Source organism: Burkholderia sp. Ac-20365 (genome assembly GCF_017104715.1).
In the GTDB taxonomy this organism is placed as follows: Bacteria; Pseudomonadota; Gammaproteobacteria; order Burkholderiales; family Burkholderiaceae; genus Paraburkholderia.
This window is the reverse complement of record NZ_JAAGPI010000001.1, coordinates 1-20,740: the sequence shown is the minus strand read 5'-3', so window position 1 is coordinate 20,740 and position 20,740 is coordinate 1. Positions and strand designations below refer to the sequence as shown.

17 protein-coding genes are annotated in these 20,740 nt (G+C 54.9%); 10 read left to right on the top strand and 7 right to left on the bottom strand.

The window, feature by feature from the left end:
- Positions 1 to 16: 16 nt before the first annotated feature.
- Genes G3O01_RS00085 through G3O01_RS00075 form a run of 3 tightly spaced genes read right to left on the bottom strand, consistent with a single transcriptional unit; the run spans position 17 to position 2,786 of the window.
- Positions 17 to 1,048 carry a 4-hydroxythreonine-4-phosphate dehydrogenase PdxA gene (locus G3O01_RS00085; RefSeq protein ID WP_205802406.1) on the bottom strand — a complete coding sequence of 344 codons (1,032 nt, stop codon included), beginning with the start codon at positions 1,046 to 1,048 and terminating at the stop codon, positions 17 to 19.
- Entirely contained in the window at positions 1,045 to 1,515 is a 471-nt protein-coding gene (locus tag G3O01_RS00080; protein ID WP_205802405.1) for an aromatic-ring-hydroxylating dioxygenase subunit beta, read from the bottom strand. The genes G3O01_RS00085 and G3O01_RS00080 overlap by 4 nt, the downstream gene beginning before the upstream one ends.
- 2 nt (positions 1,516 to 1,517) lie before the next feature.
- Complete coding sequence (locus G3O01_RS00075) at positions 1,518 to 2,786, bottom strand: aromatic ring-hydroxylating dioxygenase subunit alpha (RefSeq protein WP_346779141.1); 1,269 nt, start codon at positions 2,784 to 2,786, stop codon at positions 1,518 to 1,520.
- Positions 2,787 to 2,931: 145 nt separating this feature from the next.
- Between G3O01_RS00075 and G3O01_RS00070 the strand changes: the two genes are divergently transcribed.
- A complete protein-coding gene (locus G3O01_RS00070; protein WP_205802404.1) occupies positions 2,932 to 3,762 on the top strand; it encodes an IclR family transcriptional regulator C-terminal domain-containing protein in 831 nt (276 codons plus the stop codon).
- 206 nt (positions 3,763 to 3,968) lie between these two features.
- On the opposite strand, the gene G3O01_RS00065 is transcribed toward G3O01_RS00070, so the two are convergent.
- Positions 3,969 to 5,378, bottom strand: coding sequence for a PLP-dependent aminotransferase family protein (locus G3O01_RS00065; protein WP_205802403.1), 1,410 nt, complete (start codon positions 5,376 to 5,378; stop codon positions 3,969 to 3,971).
- Between the two features lie 989 nt (positions 5,379 to 6,367).
- On the opposite strand from G3O01_RS00065, the gene G3O01_RS00060 reads away from it, so the two are divergent.
- From G3O01_RS00060 to G3O01_RS00025, 8 genes are all read left to right on the top strand, one after another.
- Positions 6,368 to 7,354: an AraC family transcriptional regulator gene (locus tag G3O01_RS00060; protein ID WP_205802402.1), complete on the top strand. Its 987-nt coding sequence runs from the start codon at positions 6,368 to 6,370 to the stop codon at positions 7,352 to 7,354.
- 500 nt (positions 7,355 to 7,854) lie between these two features.
- Entirely contained in the window at positions 7,855 to 8,472 is a 618-nt protein-coding gene (locus G3O01_RS00055; protein ID WP_205802401.1) for a nitroreductase family protein, read from the top strand.
- 166 nt (positions 8,473 to 8,638) lie between these two features.
- Complete coding sequence (locus G3O01_RS00050; protein ID WP_205802400.1) at positions 8,639 to 9,184, top strand: carboxymuconolactone decarboxylase family protein; 546 nt, start codon at positions 8,639 to 8,641, stop codon at positions 9,182 to 9,184.
- Positions 9,185 to 9,331: 147 nt separating this feature from the next.
- Positions 9,332 to 10,027, top strand: a complete 696-nt coding sequence (locus G3O01_RS00045) for a glutathione S-transferase N-terminal domain-containing protein (protein WP_205802399.1) — start codon at positions 9,332 to 9,334, stop codon at positions 10,025 to 10,027.
- A gap of 212 nt (positions 10,028 to 10,239) precedes the next feature.
- On the top strand, positions 10,240 to 10,689 hold the full coding sequence (locus tag G3O01_RS00040; RefSeq protein WP_205802398.1) for a GNAT family N-acetyltransferase: 450 nt from the start codon (positions 10,240 to 10,242) through the stop codon (positions 10,687 to 10,689).
- Positions 10,690 to 11,659: 970 nt separating this feature from the next.
- Positions 11,660 to 11,932 (top strand): hypothetical protein, encoded by a 273-nt coding sequence (locus G3O01_RS00035; protein ID WP_205802397.1) that lies wholly within the window; start codon positions 11,660 to 11,662, stop codon positions 11,930 to 11,932.
- A 163-nt stretch (positions 11,933 to 12,095) separates the two neighbouring features.
- On the top strand, positions 12,096 to 12,614 hold the full coding sequence (locus tag G3O01_RS00030; RefSeq protein ID WP_205802396.1) for a DUF417 family protein: 519 nt from the start codon (positions 12,096 to 12,098) through the stop codon (positions 12,612 to 12,614).
- Between the two features lie 918 nt (positions 12,615 to 13,532).
- Positions 13,533 to 14,057 carry an acyloxyacyl hydrolase gene (locus tag G3O01_RS00025; protein ID WP_241023523.1) on the top strand — a complete coding sequence of 175 codons (525 nt, stop codon included), beginning with the start codon at positions 13,533 to 13,535 and terminating at the stop codon, positions 14,055 to 14,057.
- Between the two features lie 1,400 nt (positions 14,058 to 15,457).
- On the opposite strand, the gene G3O01_RS00020 is transcribed toward G3O01_RS00025, so the two are convergent.
- The 3 genes from G3O01_RS00020 to G3O01_RS00010 form a co-directional block, all read right to left on the bottom strand.
- Positions 15,458 to 16,105 carry an NAD(P)H-dependent oxidoreductase gene (locus G3O01_RS00020; protein ID WP_205802395.1) on the bottom strand — a complete coding sequence of 216 codons (648 nt, stop codon included), beginning with the start codon at positions 16,103 to 16,105 and terminating at the stop codon, positions 15,458 to 15,460.
- A 596-nt stretch (positions 16,106 to 16,701) separates the two neighbouring features.
- Positions 16,702 to 16,998: a hypothetical protein gene (locus G3O01_RS00015; RefSeq protein WP_205802394.1), complete on the bottom strand. Its 297-nt coding sequence runs from the start codon at positions 16,996 to 16,998 to the stop codon at positions 16,702 to 16,704.
- A gap of 194 nt (positions 16,999 to 17,192) precedes the next feature.
- A complete protein-coding gene (locus G3O01_RS00010) occupies positions 17,193 to 17,549 on the bottom strand; it encodes a DUF3331 domain-containing protein (protein ID WP_205803030.1) in 357 nt (118 codons plus the stop codon).
- A gap of 1,219 nt (positions 17,550 to 18,768) precedes the next feature.
- Between G3O01_RS00010 and G3O01_RS00005 the strand changes: the two genes are divergently transcribed.
- On the top strand, positions 18,769 to 20,181 hold the full coding sequence (locus G3O01_RS00005) for a PLP-dependent aminotransferase family protein (RefSeq protein ID WP_205802393.1): 1,413 nt from the start codon (positions 18,769 to 18,771) through the stop codon (positions 20,179 to 20,181).
- Positions 20,182 to 20,740 lie beyond the last annotated feature (559 nt).

The following is a 20,740-nucleotide window of genomic DNA, read 5'->3' as shown; positions in this document are numbered from 1 at the left end:
GAGCAGTTAAGACGTATCAGGCCGCCTGTGCTGGGAACAAGGTTCCTGTCGCCACGAGACGCAACGCGCCCAGGAGTGGCGCTGCATCGGCTTGCAGCGTGCCAGCGATGTCGAAGCCGCTGCCGTGACCGACGCTTGAGAACACCACTCCCGCTCCTACTGACAGCGCAGCACTATGGCGCCCCGCCCTTAGCTTGACGGGAATGTGCCCTTGGTCGTGATACATCGCGACAAACACGTCGACCGTGGGATTCGTCAGCAACAGATCCGCTCCTTGCGGTCCGATCACATCGATGCCATCGTCCCGTAATTGGCGCGCGGCGGGCTCGGTGATGTCGATGTCGTCGCGGCCGAACAGCCCGCCTTCGCCTGCGTGCGGATTAATGCCCATCAAGCCAACGACTGGACGCTCGATGCCAATCCATCGCAGCGTTTGCGCGGCAGCTCGTGCAGCCTGCACGACGTGACGCTGGTCAATCCGCGCGAGCGCCGAGACCAAGCCTTCGTGCAACGTGACATGAACAATGCGCAGGCCGCCGCCAACGAGCAACAGATATACATCGTCGGCCGGCACGCCCATTTCCTGTGCGACAAAGCCGGGATATCCGCTGAAGCGCACACCGCTCGCATTAATTGCTGTCTCCGAATGCGGGCACGCGATCACGGCACCAACGCAACCCTCACGCGCAGCAGCGAGAGCCGCTCCGACGTAAGCAAGCGTCGCGGTTCCGGCAGCGGCCGCCACTTTGCCCGGCAAGAATGCTGAGGCGCTCAACGAGGCAACGTCGACCACGTCTATCGCTCCGGATTCGGCATCGGGCAAATCGTCGACGCGCACCTGTCGAACTGTCATTCCTGGACAACAGCGTTGCGCATACCATTGAATGACGTACGCATCACCGAACAGAACGACACGCCGCTGTGGACCTGCATCGGCGGCGTCGAACACACTCTGCGTGACGGCCTTCACTGCGATCTCGGGGCCAATGCCGTTCGGGTCGCCAATCGCGAGCGCGATGACTGGAGAGTGGCTATTCGGCTGCTTCATAGCGGCAGCGCCAAAAGCGTATCGACGCGCGAGCTGTCGCATACGACGATCCGTTCGCGCAGCTTCACGTTTCCATCAACGACCACGTACAAATCGCAGTAACGACCTGTGGCGAAGAGCGTCGTCGTGCCGTCACGCATGATGCGCGCTACCATGAACGAGGTTTCGCTGCGCACGTCCTGTTCGCTACTTGCGATGAGATAGGGCTGACCTAATAGATGCCGGTAAGCGTGACGCTCATAGATGTTGGCATCTCGAAGCGACGCGACGCGATCGATTAACATGCCCCGCGACGCGGCGTAAATCATGCTGCCCGCGAGGCCGCGCTTGTAGTTTTCAGCGGTCGTAATCTTGTAGATGCATGCTTCGGTAAAGAACTCCGGCCATTGCGACAGATCGCCATCATCAATGCACCGCACGTATTCGGCTTGGGCGCGCGCGATTAGTTGGTGGATGTCTTGCGCCATTTCTAGTATCCCATTGCGTTGCGGTAAGCCTTCCAGAAGCCTCGGATTGATGCTTCCGTCACGCGGCTTTCGCTGCTTTCAGCGCTATCGCCGCCCATCTCAATCACCGAGCGGCTGTCGCTGGCACCGTCGATGCCCCGCTGCACAAAGCCACCGACACATCCGTCTTCCATCGACACGTAACCGGCAGGCCCTACGAGATTGGCTTGCCGTAGACGCATTTCACGCAATTCGGGGGTATCGTCCGTGAAACCGAGGTAGGTCCAGTTCAGTTCGGTCTGCTGCGTTCCGCGCGGCAAGATCTGGCGAACCGCAATCGCATTCTGGATCTGTTGCAGCACAAAGCCGGGAAACACGGAGAGAATCTGCAGGGTTACGCCATCGCCGAATTCGTCAGTGCCAGCCAGCACTGACGTGTCTTCGAGCCGGTGCTCGCTTTCGGAGCGAATCTTTTGATCCGCGTAATCGCTGACAGCTTTTGCCGGGATCGTCGCCTCGGTGGTATGGTCGACAGCAGAGTAGCTGACGTGATGCCCGCCACTTGGATCAACGATGATGCCGCCGCGTTGCGACAAACGGTTCAACTGGAACGTCGTGAAGAACAAATGCAGGATGCTTGCGTGATAAGAATCCTTGACGTTCTCAAAGTAGAGTTTCCAATTGTTCGGCAGCATCTGCGTGAACCGGCCGAGCACAACTGGTGTGCGCCCCTCGAGCACACGTGCAATACGCTCAACGATATCCTCACCAAGATATTCATCAAGCGGCGCGACATCGTCGGAAAAGCTACCGAAGACGAGGCCGTGCAGCGTCGCAACCCGCAGCTTACGCAGCCCATGATTGGCCTCGCAAAAGTCCGACTTCATGCCACCCTTGCCGCCGATACCGTCCTTGAAAGCGACACCAATCAGGTCGCCCTGAAGGTTATACGTCCACGCGTGGTAGACGCAGCTGAAGTCCTTCGCATTACCCTGATCTTCCAAGCACACCATTGCGCCGCGATGCGCGCAACGATTCTCAAACGCATAGAGTTCGCCATCGGTGTCGCGCGTCACCACTACTGGCGTGTCACCGATAAAGCTACTTCGAAAATCCCCTGGATTCGTCAACTCCGCTTCAAGACACAGGTAGCTCCAGTTCGGGCCGCGAAAAATTGCGTCCTGCTCATCTGCGTAAACGTCTGAATCCTGAAACAGGCTGTAAGGGACCCGGGTGATGCCCTCGGACGGCCAGACGACACTGGCGCGCCGCGCCAGCTTGATTGGAATGATGTTCAAGTCGCTTGCTCCATGTATTGCACGGACCACTACACATTCCTGGGCTGCATCGCGATGCCAGTATTCACGCGCCGACAAAGTTGACAGGCCTGGTTAAATGTGTTCGAATACCGTACGTTGTTCGATATTTAGACTAAATATGACATCAGTCAAAGACCCTGTCAACGACCAGGCGGGCGCGTCGTCGCCCGAAGAAGACACTGAATCGGGCGGCAAAGTGCGCGCAAAGGAAGGCATGGCGGGCCTCGCCAAGGGGCTCGCGATCATCGAGGCGTTCGGCGCATCGACGACTCGAATGACAGTTTCAGATGCCGCGCACCTTGCTGATCTGAGCCGCCCCGCCGCGCGTCGGTGTCTACTGACGCTCGTTGATCTCGGATATCTCGGACACGACGGCAAATTTTTTACGCCCCTGCCGCGCATGTTGCGACTGGGTAGCGCCTACCTCAGCACCTCCTCATTGCCACAAATCGCGCAGCCACTCCTCACGAATGCCCGCGATGAATTGCAGGAGTCGGTGTCGCTGGCGGTCATGGATGAGGGCTACTCGGTGTTTATCGCTCGCGCGGAGGCGCTGAGGATCGTTTCGACCGGGGTCAAGCTCGGCGGGAGGTTGCCCGCCTACTGCTCGGCGACCGGGCGCGTGCTTCTGTCCGATTTAGATGAAGAGGAAATCCGAAGGCACCTCGGGCTCGTGCCGATGAAGCGCCTGACCGATCGGACGCTCGCGACTACCGGTGCAGTTTTGCAAGCTGTCGATCGCGCGGCGAAAGACGGCTATGCAATCAGTAATGAGGAACTCGAGATCGGCATGTCCGCGATGGCGGTGCCGGTGAGAAATCGTAGCGGCAAGATCGAGGCCGCACTCAGTGTTAGCGTGTTTTCGGGACGAGTAAGCGTGACGACTTTAGAGGAAAAATTTCTTCCGGTTCTAAAAGGTATCGCTACGAGACTGGAGCGGGCTCTTTGAGTGAAGAGCAACTTTGATCGAATATTCGCTGGACGGAGTGCGCCATGACTGACAGCGACCTTGAACTGTTTGAGCACCGCCTCGATCTTACGAGCGTGTGCTCACGCGGACTCCTATCGCGACACTAGCCATTGCGGCCTGACGGGCTCTTACCGGGTACACGCCAAAGTCGCGAAAATCTGAACGCGGCGTTTGCATGCCGTGCTCTAGCAATATCGATCAATGATCTCGAACAGACGACGGCATGATTCGGCGACGTGCTCTTCAGGCGCCGTGGCAACCCCAAGCAAAAGCCCGGGTAAGGACCGAGATGACGTCGCGAACCACGAAGACAAAGGTGACGGCGCCATACCAACAGTCATTGCCTCCCGAACGATCTGCACGTCAGGCGCGCCGTCGGGCAGCCTGAGAAGCACCGCGAGACCGGCATTAATCCATTCCGCGTTGTGCATTTGTAACTGCTCACATAGCGCGTCGTGCTGAACGGCATATAGACGCTTGAGCCGACGGACGCGCCGGAGGTAGTGTCCATCATGCATAAAACGCGCAGTGGCGAGTTGAACCACTGGTGAGGGCGCAGGGGCGAGCGTAGCGGCTACTTCCGAGAACGCTGTGACCAGATTCGGTGGTGCAACGACAAATCCGAGGCGCAACCCCGGGCTAATAGTTTTGCTGAACGACCCTATGTGGATCACCCGTTTGCCCTCATCTAACGACGCCAAGGCGGGTGCCGGTCGCCCCTCCAGTTGTAGCTCGCTGAGATAGTCATCCTCGATGATCCAGGCTTCGTTGGCAACCGCCCATTCAAGCAACTGAAGACGTCGCCTCAAAGAGAGGGTCGGCCCCAACGGAGCTTGTTGACCGGGCGTCACCACCGCCAACGCAGCGTCCGCAGCGTTCTCGATTCCGTAACCTACGTCGAGGCCTTCGGCGTCCACTGGCACCGGAACGATATTCAAACGAGCGAGCTCTAATCCCTTTCGTGTGAGAAGGAAGCCGGGCTCTTCCATCCAGACCTTCATCCCATCCAAACCCAACACTCTTAGTACAAGACCTAAGCCAGAACTGTATCCTGATGTGACAAACACCTGGTCTGGGAAACAGTGAAGGTTTCGGGAAATGGAGAGATAACCCGCGATTTCACGGCGCAGTTCGAACTCTCCTCGAGGGTCTGGATAAACGATTGACGAGAATGAGCCTGTCTTCAATAGATTTGATGCGCGCGCGCGCCCGAAAAGCTTTTCCGGAAAGCCTTCTAACGCCGGAATACCAAGCTGGAAGATCGCAGGCCCGGCCATCATCTCCTGATAGATTCTCATAAAGTCCCCGGGCTGCGGCGCTTCGGGTTGAGCGGCCGCCGCCTGGGGCCGCGGCGCGACTCGGGTGCCCGCCGCTCCGAATGTCTCGATCATCTGATCGTCGGATAGCCGCTCATACGCCGCTTGGACTGTACCGCGTGCCACGCCTAGCCGCGCGGCCAAGCCCTGCCATGAAGGCAGCCGAGCCCCTGGTGTGAGCAAGCCCGACGTTATCGCCCTGCTAATACTCATATGAATCTGGTCTGACAAGGACAGCTTCGCTGTCCGGTCGAGCTGAATCTGTAGGTCTGAGTCCATACTCTTGGTACACACAAAATTGAGAATCTTGGTTCTTCTATTTACGCCATCGATGGTACAAGATTTATACGTCAATATGGAGAAAACCAAGGATGATCATTCGCCAAATTTAAGCCGCTCTTTGTGCGACGGCCGGGTACTTCGTAAGTGTCGACGTTTCAGGGTATTGGCCCGGTAACATTTACGCGCGACCATTTGAACAATCGATCCGGAATCTGCCTGGCAAATCACTGAACGCGGTAGAGCTCAAGTGTCCACCAGGTGCTGAACTGGTTGCTCGCGTGCACACAAAATCCGCGTTGATCATTACGTGCGTGCCATCCAGCGCGGTCGCATCGTAGATCAACGACGGTGCCGTGGACGTGCCACACGCTGGCGACGCCTAGTTCGAACCGTCTGACACGAAACATCGTGCAAGCCAGAATGCAAGCAACCTCAAGCACGCAGCTGTTGGCAGTATTCCTCGTAGACAGCAACGCACTCTTGGAGTTCGCCCGTTCAAGCGGTCTACCACAAGCTCGTCGCACCCTATAGTGCAATGTTGATTTGTTATGCTTACGATTACTTCTTAGACATGCATACTTTCCACGGTATTCATCAGTGTAGCGTTGCCAAAACGGGTGTGCGGCTCTCCGTGTGCGAGAGCAACGCCAAGAGCTGAAGTGCATCGTGTACCGATGCGAAGTTGCTTGGCTGTCGCCGCCCCGTCGCGGCCGACCAACTGCGCAGTCAGTCGGCCCACGGACCGACTGGTTTGCGCCGCGTGCTGATCTTTTTTGTGTGGCGACGCCTGCTGACTGAAATGCGGTGCATCACCCGATGAGACTCATTCGTGCGGACCCCATCACAGCGAGGGAGAAAACACCGCCCACCAGCACACGCGAGAAACAGTATGCAGTGTGCGAAAACGCGTCGTACATCAACCCGCTCGTTCGCCCGCGCTTCACACCGTCACACAATTCTTGAGCACTTTGAGTTTCAGAGGTTCTATGTCCCAAGTTGACTGGCTTAGCCATCTACTGCAAATGATCACCATCACTGGCCAGCTAGAGGTACGCTGCTCATACGGCGCCCCTTGGCGTGTTGCCTGGGACAAGTCAGCGGCGCACGAGATTCCTTACCACGTCGTGCTCAAAGGTCGGGCGATTATTGAGGATCCTGAGACGGGGACGACCCGGGAGCTCTTGGCCGGTGATATTGTGCTGCTGCCGCACGGGTCGGCGCACGTACTGCACGATGGCAGCGGGTATGCACCGGCTCCTACCGAGAATCGCCAAGTTCCCGCTGGATGGACGTTCAGCGAGAATGAAAGCTCGGGCGAACATTTGGATATGTTGTGTGGGCGTGTTTTCATTGGGCCACCCCATGACCGCTTGATTCGAAATTACCTCCCCACGAATCTGGTGGTACGAGCCATGGATCCCCAAGGCGAAGAAGCCATCGGGTCCGCGTCCAGTCACCTGGCCAGTCTCGTAGCGCTGATGCGCATGGAGTCTGCCGGGGACAAGCCAGGCGGATACGCGATCCTTAACTCGCTTACCTCAGCGCTGTTCACATTGGCGCTTCGCGCCGCGAGCGAATCGAAACAAGCCCCGGCTGGCTTGTTGGCGCTTGCCGGTCATCCACGACTGGCACCTGCCATTTCAGCCATGTTCGCCGATCCCGCGCGACCATGGAATCTTCCTGACCTAGCCGAATTATGCAACATGTCGCGTGCGACATTCATGCGCCACTTTCAGGACAAACTGGGACGCACGGCTACCGATTTGTTGACCGATATCCGGATGAGCTTGGCCGCCAACGAACTAAAAAAACTAGAAACGAGCACTGAAGATATAGCCGACTCTGTCGGGTATCGATCCGTGGCCGCATTCCGGCGTGCGTTCACCGATAAGATGGGGATGACCCCGGGGCAATGGCGTCGTCTTGCGCATGGCGGCGCTGATCGCGTCGCTTCGGTAGCCCAAGCGGAATGAGGAGCCAAGCATCTCGGCGGACGGCTTTCGATCCTGCGTGCGAGCAATTGAGCCAACGATACGAATCCCGAATCCCGACGAGACGACGCGTGCCGTCCCGTATCGCATCAAGGTTGGCAGCCGCAATAACCCGGGACGGACCGGGTCATCATTTTGATCCTTTCTGACATTTTATTGAGACCACGTAGTCTCGAAATGGCTGACGCGCAGGCCTAAAGTAAAGGCTCCAAACCACCTGATAAAGGATTTGCACAGTGAGCCGAAGCGGTATCCACGCCATCGATTCGTCCGCCCGTGCCGTCGCGGATATCCACGCACAAACCAGACGGATCGAGGGTAGCGGTGCTCCCAACAAGGTCCCCGCGTTGGGCTTCCAGTCGCGGGCCTTTAGGCCATGCAACTCAAAATCGGCGGCGATCAGAATCCTGAATGACAACCGCTTCAGATAAAGCGATAGCACTCTTGTACCTCGCCCTATCCCTTCACCCAAAGGAATAAACATGAACAATGCCGTCATCGAATGTATCCTGAGCCGCAGTGCCGCCAAGTACTATGACCCCGCAGCCACCTTGAGCGACGACGAAATCCGAGAACTCGTGCGAATTGGCACCGCCGCACCGACGTCCTTCCATTTGCAGAACTGGCGTTTCATCGCCGTGCGCACACCCGAAGCCAAGGCTCGATTGAGTCCAATCGCCTGGAATCAACCCGCGATCACGGATGCAGCCGTCACCTTCATTATCTGCGGGCAGTTGGCCGATTCCAGCGTAATACCGGAACGTCTGGCTCCACTGGTTGAAGCCGGTGTCATGCCCGCAGAAATGGTTCAGGAATGGGAGACCCCCGCACGTGGCCTGTACAAGGACCACCCCCAACGTCAACGCGACGAGGCGGTCCGAACCGGTACCTTCGGCGCTGCAGCGATGATCTATGCGGCCCGCTCGATGGGTCTGGGCTCCACGCCGATGATCGGCTTCGACGCCGACGGCGTGCACCGCGAGTTCGGTCTCGCCGCAGACGAAGTACCAGTCATGTTGCTGACGGTAGGCGCGGAGCGGTCCGGAAACTGGGCACAAAAGCCACGCCGTCCCGTGTCGGACGTATTGGATCTGGTTTGAGTTTGTCGCCACGGAAGTAAGCGTGTCAACTAGTTAAAGGGCCGTTAAGTGCTGGTTGACCAGCATCGATCGAACACCTCAAGGCTTAGACACGAAGTACCACAACGAGTAACTTTCACCAAGATTTTATTCAATTAGTGAAATCAATTATCTAAGGATACCTACAATGTCGCGAACTATTACTCTGAAGCCGGAACAAGTGCCGGCGGAATCGAAACCGACTCTCGACGCTTTCACCAAGAACATCGGATTCACCCCGAATATGATGGCAAGCTTCGCGCAGAGCCCGATCGCATTCAACTCATGGGCCACTCTCCTCGGCTCTATGAGCAAGGCGCTCGACGTGAAGACACGCGACAGCATCGGTCTCGCCGTCTCCGAAGTGAATGGTTGCAACTACTGTCTTACGGTTCACAGCTTTACAGCAAAGCATATGGCCCAGTTGTCGGCCGATGAAATTATCCTCGCGCGGAAGGGTCACGCCAGCGATGCGAAGCGTGATGCCGCAGTTCAGTTTGCACGCAAAGTCATCGAGACCCGAGGTCAGGTTACTGACGACGACCTGAAAGCAGTCCGCGAAGCCGGCTACACCGATGCAAACGTCATGGAGATTGTCGCGCTCGTCGCCATGTACTCTCTGACGAACTTTTTCAATAACGTGTTTGATCCTGAGAAAGATTTCCCCGCTGTTACGCCGGCCGGCGCGATCTGAAGTCTCCCGGTTCTATAAACCGGCTCCGAAGAGCGCAGATGTTCGCAGTAATCCGAGCGTAATGCCGAAGCCCGGACGCATCCACGAAAGAATCCCGGGAATGCATCTGGGCTGTTGGTATGGGCCGACAAGTCTAGGAGAAGCAAAGTGACACTCAATCATGCAATTTTCACTCGCTGGCCGGCGAAGTACCCCGATCGGCTTCAGCTCTTCTCCCTGCCTACCCCCAATGGCGTGAAAATTGGAATCATGCTGGAGGAGACGGGGCTCGCCTATGAACCGCACCGAATTGATATCTTGGCGAACGAAAACCAAGATCCTGCATTCCTTGAACTCAATCCGAATGGCAAAATTCCAGCGATCTACGATCCAGATGGGCCAAGCGGTCGACCGCTTGCCTTATTCGAATCTGGCGCAATCCTAATCTATCTCGCGGAGAAAACCGGGCAGTTACTCTCTACTGATCCGGGCAAACGCTATGAAACGATCCAATGGTTGATGTGGCAGATGGGTGGAGTCGGTCCGATGTTTGGTCAAGTCGGATTCTTCAACAAGTTTGCCGGCAAAGCCTATGAAGACAAGCGACCGTTGAACAGATACGTAGCCGAATCAGCACGACTCCTCGGTGTGCTCGACGAACGGCTCGCCGGTCGCAATTGGGTGATGGACGACGGTTTCAGCATCGCCGACATCTCACTGCTCGGCTGGGTGCGTAATCTAATCGGTTTCTACGAAGCGCGTGACCTCGTCGATTTCGACCGCTTCACAAGCGTCCAACGCTGGTTCGACCGTGGGCTCTCCCGTCCGGCAGTCCTACGAGGGCTACAAGTGACCGCGGCCTAAAACTTGCCGATCGAATAGGCGATAGAGAAGACATTAACTTTCCGCCGCGAGCCGCATGTCCGGCTTCGATTGTGGGGTGGGTCCGCCAAGCTCATCGACGAAAACGGGTGTAAAGTTCTCGACGCGACTATTGAAAGCGATGGACGGCGACAGGTGTAGAAGCATCGCGCAAATATCACATCATTGCTGTCCCATATCTTCAGGAGTATTCGATGCAAACAGTCAATATCAGGCCGATCGAAAGTAACGATTTTGATATATGGCATCCGCTATGGAAAAGCTACCAGCGCTTTTATGAAGTAGATATCCCCGAGTCGGTGACGCTTACAACATGGACACGCCTCTTGGATCCATTGGAACCGATGCATGGCGCGCTTGCCATGGTGGGCGAACAAGCTTTAGGACTGGCGCATTCCCTCTATCATCGATCTACCTGGACAGAGGGAGACTACTGCTACCTTCAAGATCTGTATGTTGCCGGCGACGCCCGTGGTCGCGGAGTCGGTCGAGCGCTAATCGAACACGTTTACGAGAACGCGAAGCAGCGCGGCGCACCGCGTGTCTACTGGACCACCCACAAATCGAACGATAACGCAATGCAACTTTACGACCGCATCGCTGACCGATCGCATTTCGTCCAGTACCGGAAACTATTCTCCTGACCCGCTGACCCACATCTGCCGGAGGACTTGCTCGATACCTCGCTATACCGCGTAAACACGACGACCTAGCCCTCGTTCACTACCGTTGATCCGGTGCGCCTTCCTGCAGGTTCGTCACCGTCATGGATATATCCTGGTTGTGACCTGTTGCTTGCTGCGCTTGGAGCACCAGTTCGTCCACTACCTTTGCTTTTCGAGGCGTATTGGGTGTGCTTTCCAGTATAAGTTAGCCAGACAGGACTCTGAATCTCGCTCGAAAGGTAAGCCCCTCGCGGCAGCTTCGTTTCCCACTTTCGCGTGTCGCGAAGATGGTCTGCTGCGATCGCTCCTAGCTTGGCGCGACGCCCGGCGAGCCGGCGCTCCAGTCGGCGGATTCGTTTGACGACGGTTTTGCGCTCGTCCTTGCGCGGCCCACGCGTGCCGTTGAGTAGCCCCTGTAAGTCGATGACTATAGCAGTGAATATTCGCGCGGAGATACCGTGTTAGCAACGGAACGCGTGCTTGTTTGTTTAAAGGCGACAGGCGCGTCTGTGTGGTCGCCCGCATCAGACGGTCAACGCGCGGCTACGCGAGCCGTACGGTCGGGATGAAAGATCGTCAAGACTTCAACCACGTCTTCTGCGAGTTGCTGCTCACTGCTCGCATCCGCCACTGTATCCCGGACAACCACTCCCACGTCAGAGAGCTCGCAACTGCGAGAGAGCAATTCGCTGTCGAAACGTAGCAACCCATCCTTAACGACGACCATCTTGCAGCCGAAGCGACCCCGAAGGATTTCGAGCAAGTATCACGCTACAACCCTTTCTTCCGGTCGTTCAGCCCACTGCCCAGGTTAGCCATGATCCATTGAGCCGCAGATCGCCTCGTGTTTGATCCTTTCCAGCATTGAATTGAGCAAAGGTCGTCTCGAAAACGTTACCCGGTGGCCCTAAAGTAGAGCCTTCCGAGCAGTTGATGAACGAGTCACGCTATGCCCCGAATCGCTATTCGCACCTGTGAATCAATCATTGGTGCCGCCACCAAGTTACACGCGTGGACCAAGAAGAACACAGATGTCCGCGCACCAAAAATGTTCGCGATGTTGGGCCACTTCGGTCCAGCCTCTTTGGTGACCCTCAACGCCGAAGGCGCGTTTATCACGGGTAGTCTGCCCGACGCCTCGCTAGCCGTGGTATTCACCGTCGTCTCAAGTATCTCGAACCGATTCAGAGATAAAAACGACAACTCCCCACCTCCAGAGTAAACATCGGAGAGGGGATGTAGTTATACAAATAGATCTAGTCCACAGATGCATCTTCCTCCAGTTTTATATATTCGAGTCGAAGTAAAAATCCGCGACTACGACTTAAACATTTGAAATTGCGCTCTACACAAATACACGTTCGATTCGAATTGATAATGTCAAAATGATCAGTCACTTAAATCAATCTCGTCTCCAAATCGCCGAAAAAAGCGTTGGATCGCTTTCCTCAATGGCCCTCCTGAGATGGACGCTGGTGATTGTCTTCCTTTGGTTCGGTGGATTGAAATTCACCACCTACGAAGCCAACGGTATCGCTCCGTTCATCACCAACAGCCCCATCGTGAGGTGCTTGCACGCTCTGTTCGGAGTTCAAGGCGCAAGCGATGTCATAGGTGTACTTGAGATATCGACTGCGGTCGCTCTTATCCTCGGCGCCTTTCGCCCGATATTCTCCGCATTGGGAGCTGCGATGTCAGTCGCGACCTATGCCATCACGCTCACGTTCCTCCTGAGCACACCGGGCGTAACAGAAGTGTCTGCAGGTGGATTTCCCGCGATTTCGGCACTGCCTGGCCAGTTCCTTCTTAAGGATCTTGTATTGTTTGCGGCATCCCTCGCTCTCCTTCTAGCATCTATACAGAAATCGCCCGGCACAGTCAGAAGTCGCGACGTGCACAGATAGCCCCAGTGTCGCAGACAACGAAATTTCGATGCTACACGGATGATCCTCTTATGGAGAAATGCATCATTAATAACCGACATACTTCAACGCCAAACCTGATGCAGAAATAAGTTGCTCTGCGTTTTCAACCTTACATCATCACGGAGTCTAAATTGCGCTACCAAATCATCGGACTTACATTGCTAGCAGCGTCATTTTCTATAACGATGCCTGCCTTCGCGAGCGGCTACGGTCCGGCACCTTTCTATCACCCCGCCGATGCCGCCCCCGCATCACAACGTGGTCCGAGCTCAGCGACTCCTGCATCCGAATCCGCGAAATTTGACACTCGCGAATCATATGGTGACGGCGCAACTATCAACACCGAGTCAGGTTCAAAAGCGAAACAATCTCCCGGAGTCCACTACCACCATTAAGCCGGATTCAAATCAACCGCGCATCTTATGTACAGCTTACCGCCCGAGCCTGATTAAAAGCAAATCTGGCATCGGCGCGGCTGACTCTGACAAAGAATCTTCCTAATTGGCAGCAATTTCATTCCTGCCGTAGTTCAGGTAAAGAAAGCCGCTGACACGAGAACCTTATTCCGTTACTGGACCCAAAGGTTGCTTCGCTAAAAAATCCCCGCATCAATACGTTTCACGAACCGCTTCGGGGTGAATTTCCTATACGCACGTATAGTCAATGCGATACTCCATGACTACACGTACCCTAGTACACTTGTTCGCCACACTCGACATAACATTTTCGTTGCTTCAATATGAACGTCGGAATCCTGGAGCCGTTCGTCCGATTCCGTTGAAGGTCAATCCATAATCAAAACGCGAACAAGTGAAGCTAATTAAAGGATTTCTACAGCATCGGGCTGCGCATACATCTCTCGGGTTAAGGTCTCGCTTACGTATAACCACTGCTTCTTTGTTCTTGCTGTCACTGGGTGCGCCCGGGATCGCGCGTGCAGATCATTTTGGAGTTCAAGTCGCAGGTGGCATCGCAAACAGTCACGATGTGCATGAGAATAAGGTCGATCTTGCTGGAGTATGGGATCCGAAGTGGTCATGGTGGGCGATCGCCGGCTGGCACTTCACGGCTGTGTTCGAAGCGCATGCGGCTTACTGGCACTCAGGTGCGGCAGATGCGCATAACAACATTTTCGAGTTTGGCTTAACACCCGTCGTGCGTTTCATCAAGAACAGTGGAGCGATTCGTCCTTACGTCGAAGCTGGAGTTGGTGTCCGGTTGCTTTCTCATCCTTCCATATCTAGCCACTACACCATGTCCAGCGCTTTCCAGTTTGCCGACATGGTTGGCGTCGGCGCTAGTTTCGGCGGTCGCCAGCAATATCAGGCCGGATTTCGCTTCCAGCATCTATCGAATGCCAGCATCAAGGAACCGAATCCTGGCATTGACTTTGAACAGCTATATGTTCAATACAATTTTTGATTGCTCTAATCATCACGGATCGCACTCACCTCATCGGATTCCTTGTCGACGCAGATTACGGGACTCTTCCTGCGGGTTGTTATACGGAAATGCGCGACTATCCTTAACCTACATATTCGAAACTACCCGCAGAATCGCAGCATGGACAACGAGCGACGTAACCTGATTGCAAACACACTAGCGCTTGCTCGCGCAGCGGGTCCGTTTGCGAACGCCGAACAATCAGAGTCTGAGTCGACGCGCATTTGTTCGACAGGTACGCTTCTTTCTGACTCTTTCTCAAGAATACGGCGCGGCTGATCCGGCCGCATCGGGTGGCATGAGCCGGTTCGGAAGCCGCATCGTCGAACTCCTAGAGGCATGGCCACCCACCACCGCTTATCGCCATCTGGCCTACCTTGCGCGCCTTGAATGGCTTATTCAACTAGCCCGCTGTGCGCGAAATGCGACGATCTGGCCAACCGACCCATGAGCTAGTTGCGTACCGGAAACGTTCGGCGACTCTTCGATTCAGCTTCATTCCGCTGTTCAATTTCTACATACGTCTACGAGCGCCGCAGATCGTTGGCTTGCCGTACACGACTCCAGCACAAGCCTAAAATCGCTTGAGGTGGAATACTCTCAATGGATGGTTGTTTCATGACCGCGCTCGAAACCTGAACTGATCGCGGTCACGCCGAATGGGTTCATGACGCTGGGTGACCTTCGCACCGGCACCACATTGGGCGAGGCTCTCGACGCTGCACTCACGCGCGACCCAACTTTTAACTTTGCGCGCAGCTCGCGCGCATGGATCGGAGACGGGATTATAGTCTCGCCCGTATTTGCAAATACCAGGGTTGAATAAGGGACGGGCGATGTGCGCAACGGCAGGATTGCCTTCACGTAAGACCTGCACACGTCTATGCACATAAACTCGACTTCTGCCATTCTTCGACAGAAAACGTTTCTATTGTGCATATGCAACATCTCATCAAAACGACTGCTCTTTATCTGTCGAGGCAACGCGAAATCGACTCAGATCAATCGCATAAATGCTGCAGACACGGAGTCAAAAGTAGTATTGACTCGAACGCAAAAAAAGTCGCGCCACACCCTTACTACGTAGGGTTCAGTGCGTTGAAAACAAACTCACTTGATTCAATTTTTCCTGCTAACAACTCACCATCCTCATGCGGCCCGGAGGACCTGCTTCCGTCTTGCTCCAAGAAGCCATGAGACGTTTTGAGTGATTTCAACCTCGGCGAGCCCGTTGCGACAGGGATGCACGCATGCATTGCCTAAGAAGATCTCCGGGCGTTTTTGGCGTGAACGAATATCCCAGATGGATAAGCACTTCCATCAGATCGAAGCGACGTTTCGCTGGTTTTCGGTAGACAAACGTGATCCGAGCCATCCGTTTAGACCACCCCACTTCCTACCCGGTAATTATTCGCGGCCAATCGGAACACTCGCGATGAGAATTCAAGCGACGCACTTAGCTTCGCACGAGTAACCGCAATGTCATTCGCTTTCGGGTTTTCCCCTGCGAGATAAATGAACTCTGTGCTATGGATGCCGATCACGGAAAATACATGGCGCAGATACGGTGTGACGAAGTCAGGTTGACTCACTCCTTCGCCAACGCATGGACTGTCGGATCGCACAAGAACCAGCGTCGGTCGGTCCTTGAGCAATCCAATCTTTCCCCGATGTGCACGTTTGAACGTCCGGCCTTCGCGTACAACGTGATCGATCCACAACTTCAGTACCGACGGGACGGCAAAATTATGAACCGGCGTCGAGATAAGCACGCAGGTACTCCTCTCAAGTTCATCGATAAGTTCGTCTGAATCCAGGATGTCATCCGAAGTATGCATCGATGACTCAAGGCGAGCTTGCCCATACGCGCCCGACACCGCTCGCAACCGACTATTCGCAAGGCTTCGCCTGATCACATGAATTTCTGGACGTCCGAACTGGAACTGATCAACGGCCTCCCAATTCAACTGAGTCCCCAGCGACTCCTCACCGTATGGGCTACATTCCAACAAAAGAAACGTGCTCATTACCTAACCACCTGAACGAAATTCAACCTCTGATTAGCGATGCTTATCGAATCTAAACGCGCTCACTCAAACACTATCGCGAACGGGAAAATCATACTGCTTTGCTTCGCCTAATTGTTACCAATGAAATCGATCTTTACTACAATCCACGACCGGGTTTGTCTGTAATGGTCACTACATCATCGCTGCTGGTGACGCACCGGTACTGCGAGGTTATTCTTTAATCGATGTGTCCCGGCGAAGCTACAGCCCGAGGCCTCCTAGGCCTATCGAGCAGTCAAATCGTGCGCAGCCGTCGTCACGCCCGGCAAATGCTACGCGCCCGTCGAGGTTCGCCCCTTCCATCACGGCATTGTCCGGAATGCGATCTTTGACCATTGTCGAAATGATGCCAAGAGGTCGTCCGTCTCGGAAAATTCCTTGTTGTAGAGCAACCAGTTTAGGGATTTGGCGACCCATCCGATAGGCACAAGATGTATCTGTTCGACTGGGACATCATAAAGACCTGCCCCAACTCAAACGAAGTCAGAAGTCACGAATCGCGGGTTCGTCTGCCGTCGAGCCGGCAAATTCTCGACATCAGAAACGAAGATTAGTCACAACCCGTAGTCGATCGACGCATACCTCTTTTTACCTAATGCAAGGCCGAACACGGTACTTGACAGAAAGTCACCTGTTATCAGATGCGGATTGCGGACACGACGCTTCTTGTTTCGCGCAGGCTCCAACGGGATTAAGGTATCGGGCGGTATGCTTTCGCGCTCTGCCATCGAAGTCCCCGCGGAGGTCGGAATGTCGGTTGTTCCGCAGATGCCCTCAATAGCGGTGTGGGAACGATCCGCACCACTCCAGGTGTCGGCCAAGCGGTCGTTGGCAAGACCGATGTTACGCACGCTTCCTTGCACCACCACGAGGGATAGCGAGAACCTGCTGACGCCCGCAACACGATTTGCGCACCGAGACGGTCTCCATTACCTTCCGCCGAAACCGCTGACTCTTTCTGCTTTCACGACTACAAAGCGCCACACGCATCGTTCAAATTGTTTCGTCCATTCAACAATCGACAATTACTTTTTACGCCCGCTTCCTACACCGGCATCCGATCCCCAGCCCCATACACAGCCGAAGCCAAAATCATAGCCTGTGCGTTTTGTGGCGGTGCATTTGTGTAGGCCGGCCTGAAAACGTCATCGCCTTTCTGAATGGCAACACGACTGACCACACAATGGCCGGCGATGCGCGCTTTGGTGATACGCCAGGATTGATGCCCATAGAAGCATCTCCCCGGATCGCGCCAGTGAATGATAAGCGTGGAATTGGTGGGCCGCTCGAGGATGCGAATTTGCACATTCCCACTAGCGCGATACGCCGTAGGATAGCTCCTGGCCAACGTGGCACTGGCCTGATTACGGGTAGATTCTTCGTCGATCTCAGCTCCCAGCATCTCAATAATCCGAAGCCACACTGGTCCGCTTCTTACATCGTCATCAATGTACATTGTTGTTTTGCCTTTACTATGCTCAAACCTCTAACCAGTCAGTAACACCGTTTAGTCAACGTGTAGATAAGGCGGTGTGGCACGAGCGTGACTCAAAGCTGTCTTTGTCGTAAGAGAGAGATGTCACAATAGAGCACACATACCCACGAATAGCGCAATGTTCTTCTCGCGGAATCCCTTCAAATAATCTCCACTGTAAAGGGCGGTGACCCTTCTCTGATACAAACTAAGCCTTCAGGCAAACCACATAGCCCGTCTACCTAACTTCATCGAGAAGCGAAATATTTACGGCGCACCCCACAGACAGTGGGTGGGATGTTGGCAGTGCGCGTAAAGGTTCGGAAAGCGCACCAATTCGCTGACATCGAAAAAATCTATCGGGTATCGAAAGCGGCGAATCGATGTGTGGACTTCAGTTTTGTACCCCAGCCTTCGCCTGAGAGACGATTGGCACATCACATAGACGCTGGGATCGCATGACGTGTTGATCCTAGGCCCGTGGTTGCACATATTCTTCGGCTAGCCATCTACGCCGGAATCAATAGCGTTGAGCGAACACATCGACAGAGGCGTCAAGACGAAGTAAATCTCAGCCGCCTGTCTGCGTGAAAATGACAGATGCTCCCTCACAACGCAAGCTTCGTGGGTGATGAGTTCTACGCGGTCCGGATTGTAGATCGCTTGATCGAGATGGCTAGACTATTTCCAGTTTTTTGCATGACATTTAATGCGTTACTGCGTAACGATTTCGATGACGATGTACTCGTCTCGTTCACGCGTGCCTGCTGTCAAGGTCGACCCGCTTGCATATCGTTACCGAGTAACAATGCCCGCGCAGACCAGATCAAGCGCAGATCAAACGATGACTCTCGGTCTCAATCATCACTTCAAGCAACGCGCCCCGCAGTAGTTCATCAAACAGACGAAATCTCGGCAGGGAGATTGTGTGCCACCTTGACTATACGGCGAGTAGTTGATTCAGATTCCCTGATTACGTCAGTACTTGGGCAAAATGGACTTGCTAGCAAGTTCTACTCCTTTTCCCGCTCGGCAGCACAGCAGTGATCGACGTCATGGTGACGTGCAGGTTACGCAATTGAAAATTTTCGAGAATAATGACCTACTCTACAAATCCCAAAAGTCTCTCTTCAGTCGGGACATTGCAATGGACTTACCTCTGAAATCGATCAAAAGCCGGGAATCGCCTATTTATCTACAGTTGTACTGGCGGTTTCGGAATGCTATCGCGGACGGAAAACTGGCTCCGGGCGACCGTGTCCCTTCGATTCGGAGCCTCGCGAGTGAGTTGAACGTGGCGCGCGGGACTGTCGAAGCTGCATACGAAATGCTAACCAGTGAAGGATATTTGATAGGGCGCGGGCCCGCGGGCACCGTCGTTTCTCCGCAACTTGATGGTCGCATTGCTGCTGCCCCGCGAATTGAGTTGACGGCACCTCATCTGCCAAATCGGACCAAGACCTCTGGTTTCGCCTCTCTGCAGCTGGGCTTACCCGCACTGGACGCGTTCCCCCGGAAAACCTGGGTGCGGCTCTCCGGGCGAAACTTGCGCGCGATGAACTCAGGAGACATGGTCAATGCGGAGCCAAACGGATATGAGCCGCTACGTCGGGCGATCGCAGCATATCTGGCCGTTTCTCGCGGCATCGTCTGCACACCGGATCAGGTCTTCGTAACGGCGGGATATCGGGGGGCATTGGAGCTGGCTCGACGCACCCTGTTTAAGCAAGGCGATACTGGTTGGTTCGAGGATCCCGGTTATCTGCATGCTCGGCGCTTCCTTGAGGATGCCGGTATGCGATTAGCTCCAATACCCGTGGACGAAGATGGCCTAAACGTGGAAGCGGGACTTCAACGAGCCAAGCACGCACGATTCGCCGTAGTTACTCCGACGCATCAGAGTCCGTCGGGTGTCGCCCTATCACTCGCCCGTAGGTTAGCATTGCTTGAATGGGCCGAAGCGCAGCGAGCCTGGATCATCGAGGATGATTACGACAGCGAGTTCCGATATCATGGCCGTCCTCTCCCCCCTCTAAAGACCCTCGACCATGGAGGGCGCGTCCTCTACGCGGGTACGTTTAGCAAGGTACTCTACCCTGGATTGCGCCTGGCCTACCTGGTGGTTCCGGAACGGGAGGTTGGCAAGTTCCGCAATACGATGGCGCAACTTGGCGGCAGCCCCAACCTTTTTCAGGCCACGGTGGCGGATTTCATGGACCTCGGACACTTTGCACGCCACATCAAAAAGATGCGGTCACTCTATCCAACTAGGCGGAGTTACCTGGTTCAGGCCCTGAAGCATGTGTTTGGTGACGCGTTGCATATACCGGACCGCGCTGGCGGCATCCACGTGCTTGCATACTTAAAGCCGAAGTATAACGATAAGGTGCTGGCAACCGAGGCAAATGCCAACGGCCTAGCGGTCATGGCTCTAAGCGAATGGCAGATATGTCCCGGATCTCCCGCCGGTCTGCTGATGGGGTTCGCGAATATCACCACGGCCGAAGACGCGCTTGAGCACGCACTTCATTTGCGAAGAATCTATAACGAACTTTTGTGATCCGGCCAACAACCTATGGTTTTCATCACAATCCTACGCGTTCAGAGGAATCTCCAATGCTTTAACTTGGTCGATCAACACCAAAAATTTGGACTGCGACGACGAATCAGTTCCTGATTAGAGAAATCGGTCTACCTCTAGCAATCCGACACCACCATCGGAAATGAGCCAATCGACTTTCATGCGTTACAACGTAACGACTGCTTTGACTCGCAAATCAAGTAGCGTAGAATGGCTTGCGGGTGAAATTTAAGAATTATTTCAAGATGTGCCGCAACACATAGGATTGCGAGACAATAGTTGTCTCAGTTTGAACCTCCTCCTCGGATTTGTACGCTCCGAGGATTTTCAAACGCCGGCGCGTGCCGGCGTGCTTTTTTCACTCCGCACAAACTTCTCAACACGCGAATCTTCTGTAAGCGTGGCAGCAGCCTTGCAATTACCCACTTCTTTTTAGCGCGAGCTCATAGCCGAACTGAATGTCAGTCAGACGTCGCATCCCGCGCCACATCACTGTATTGCCAGGCGGAGGGTCGCTGGCGCGCGCAAGGTAACCGCC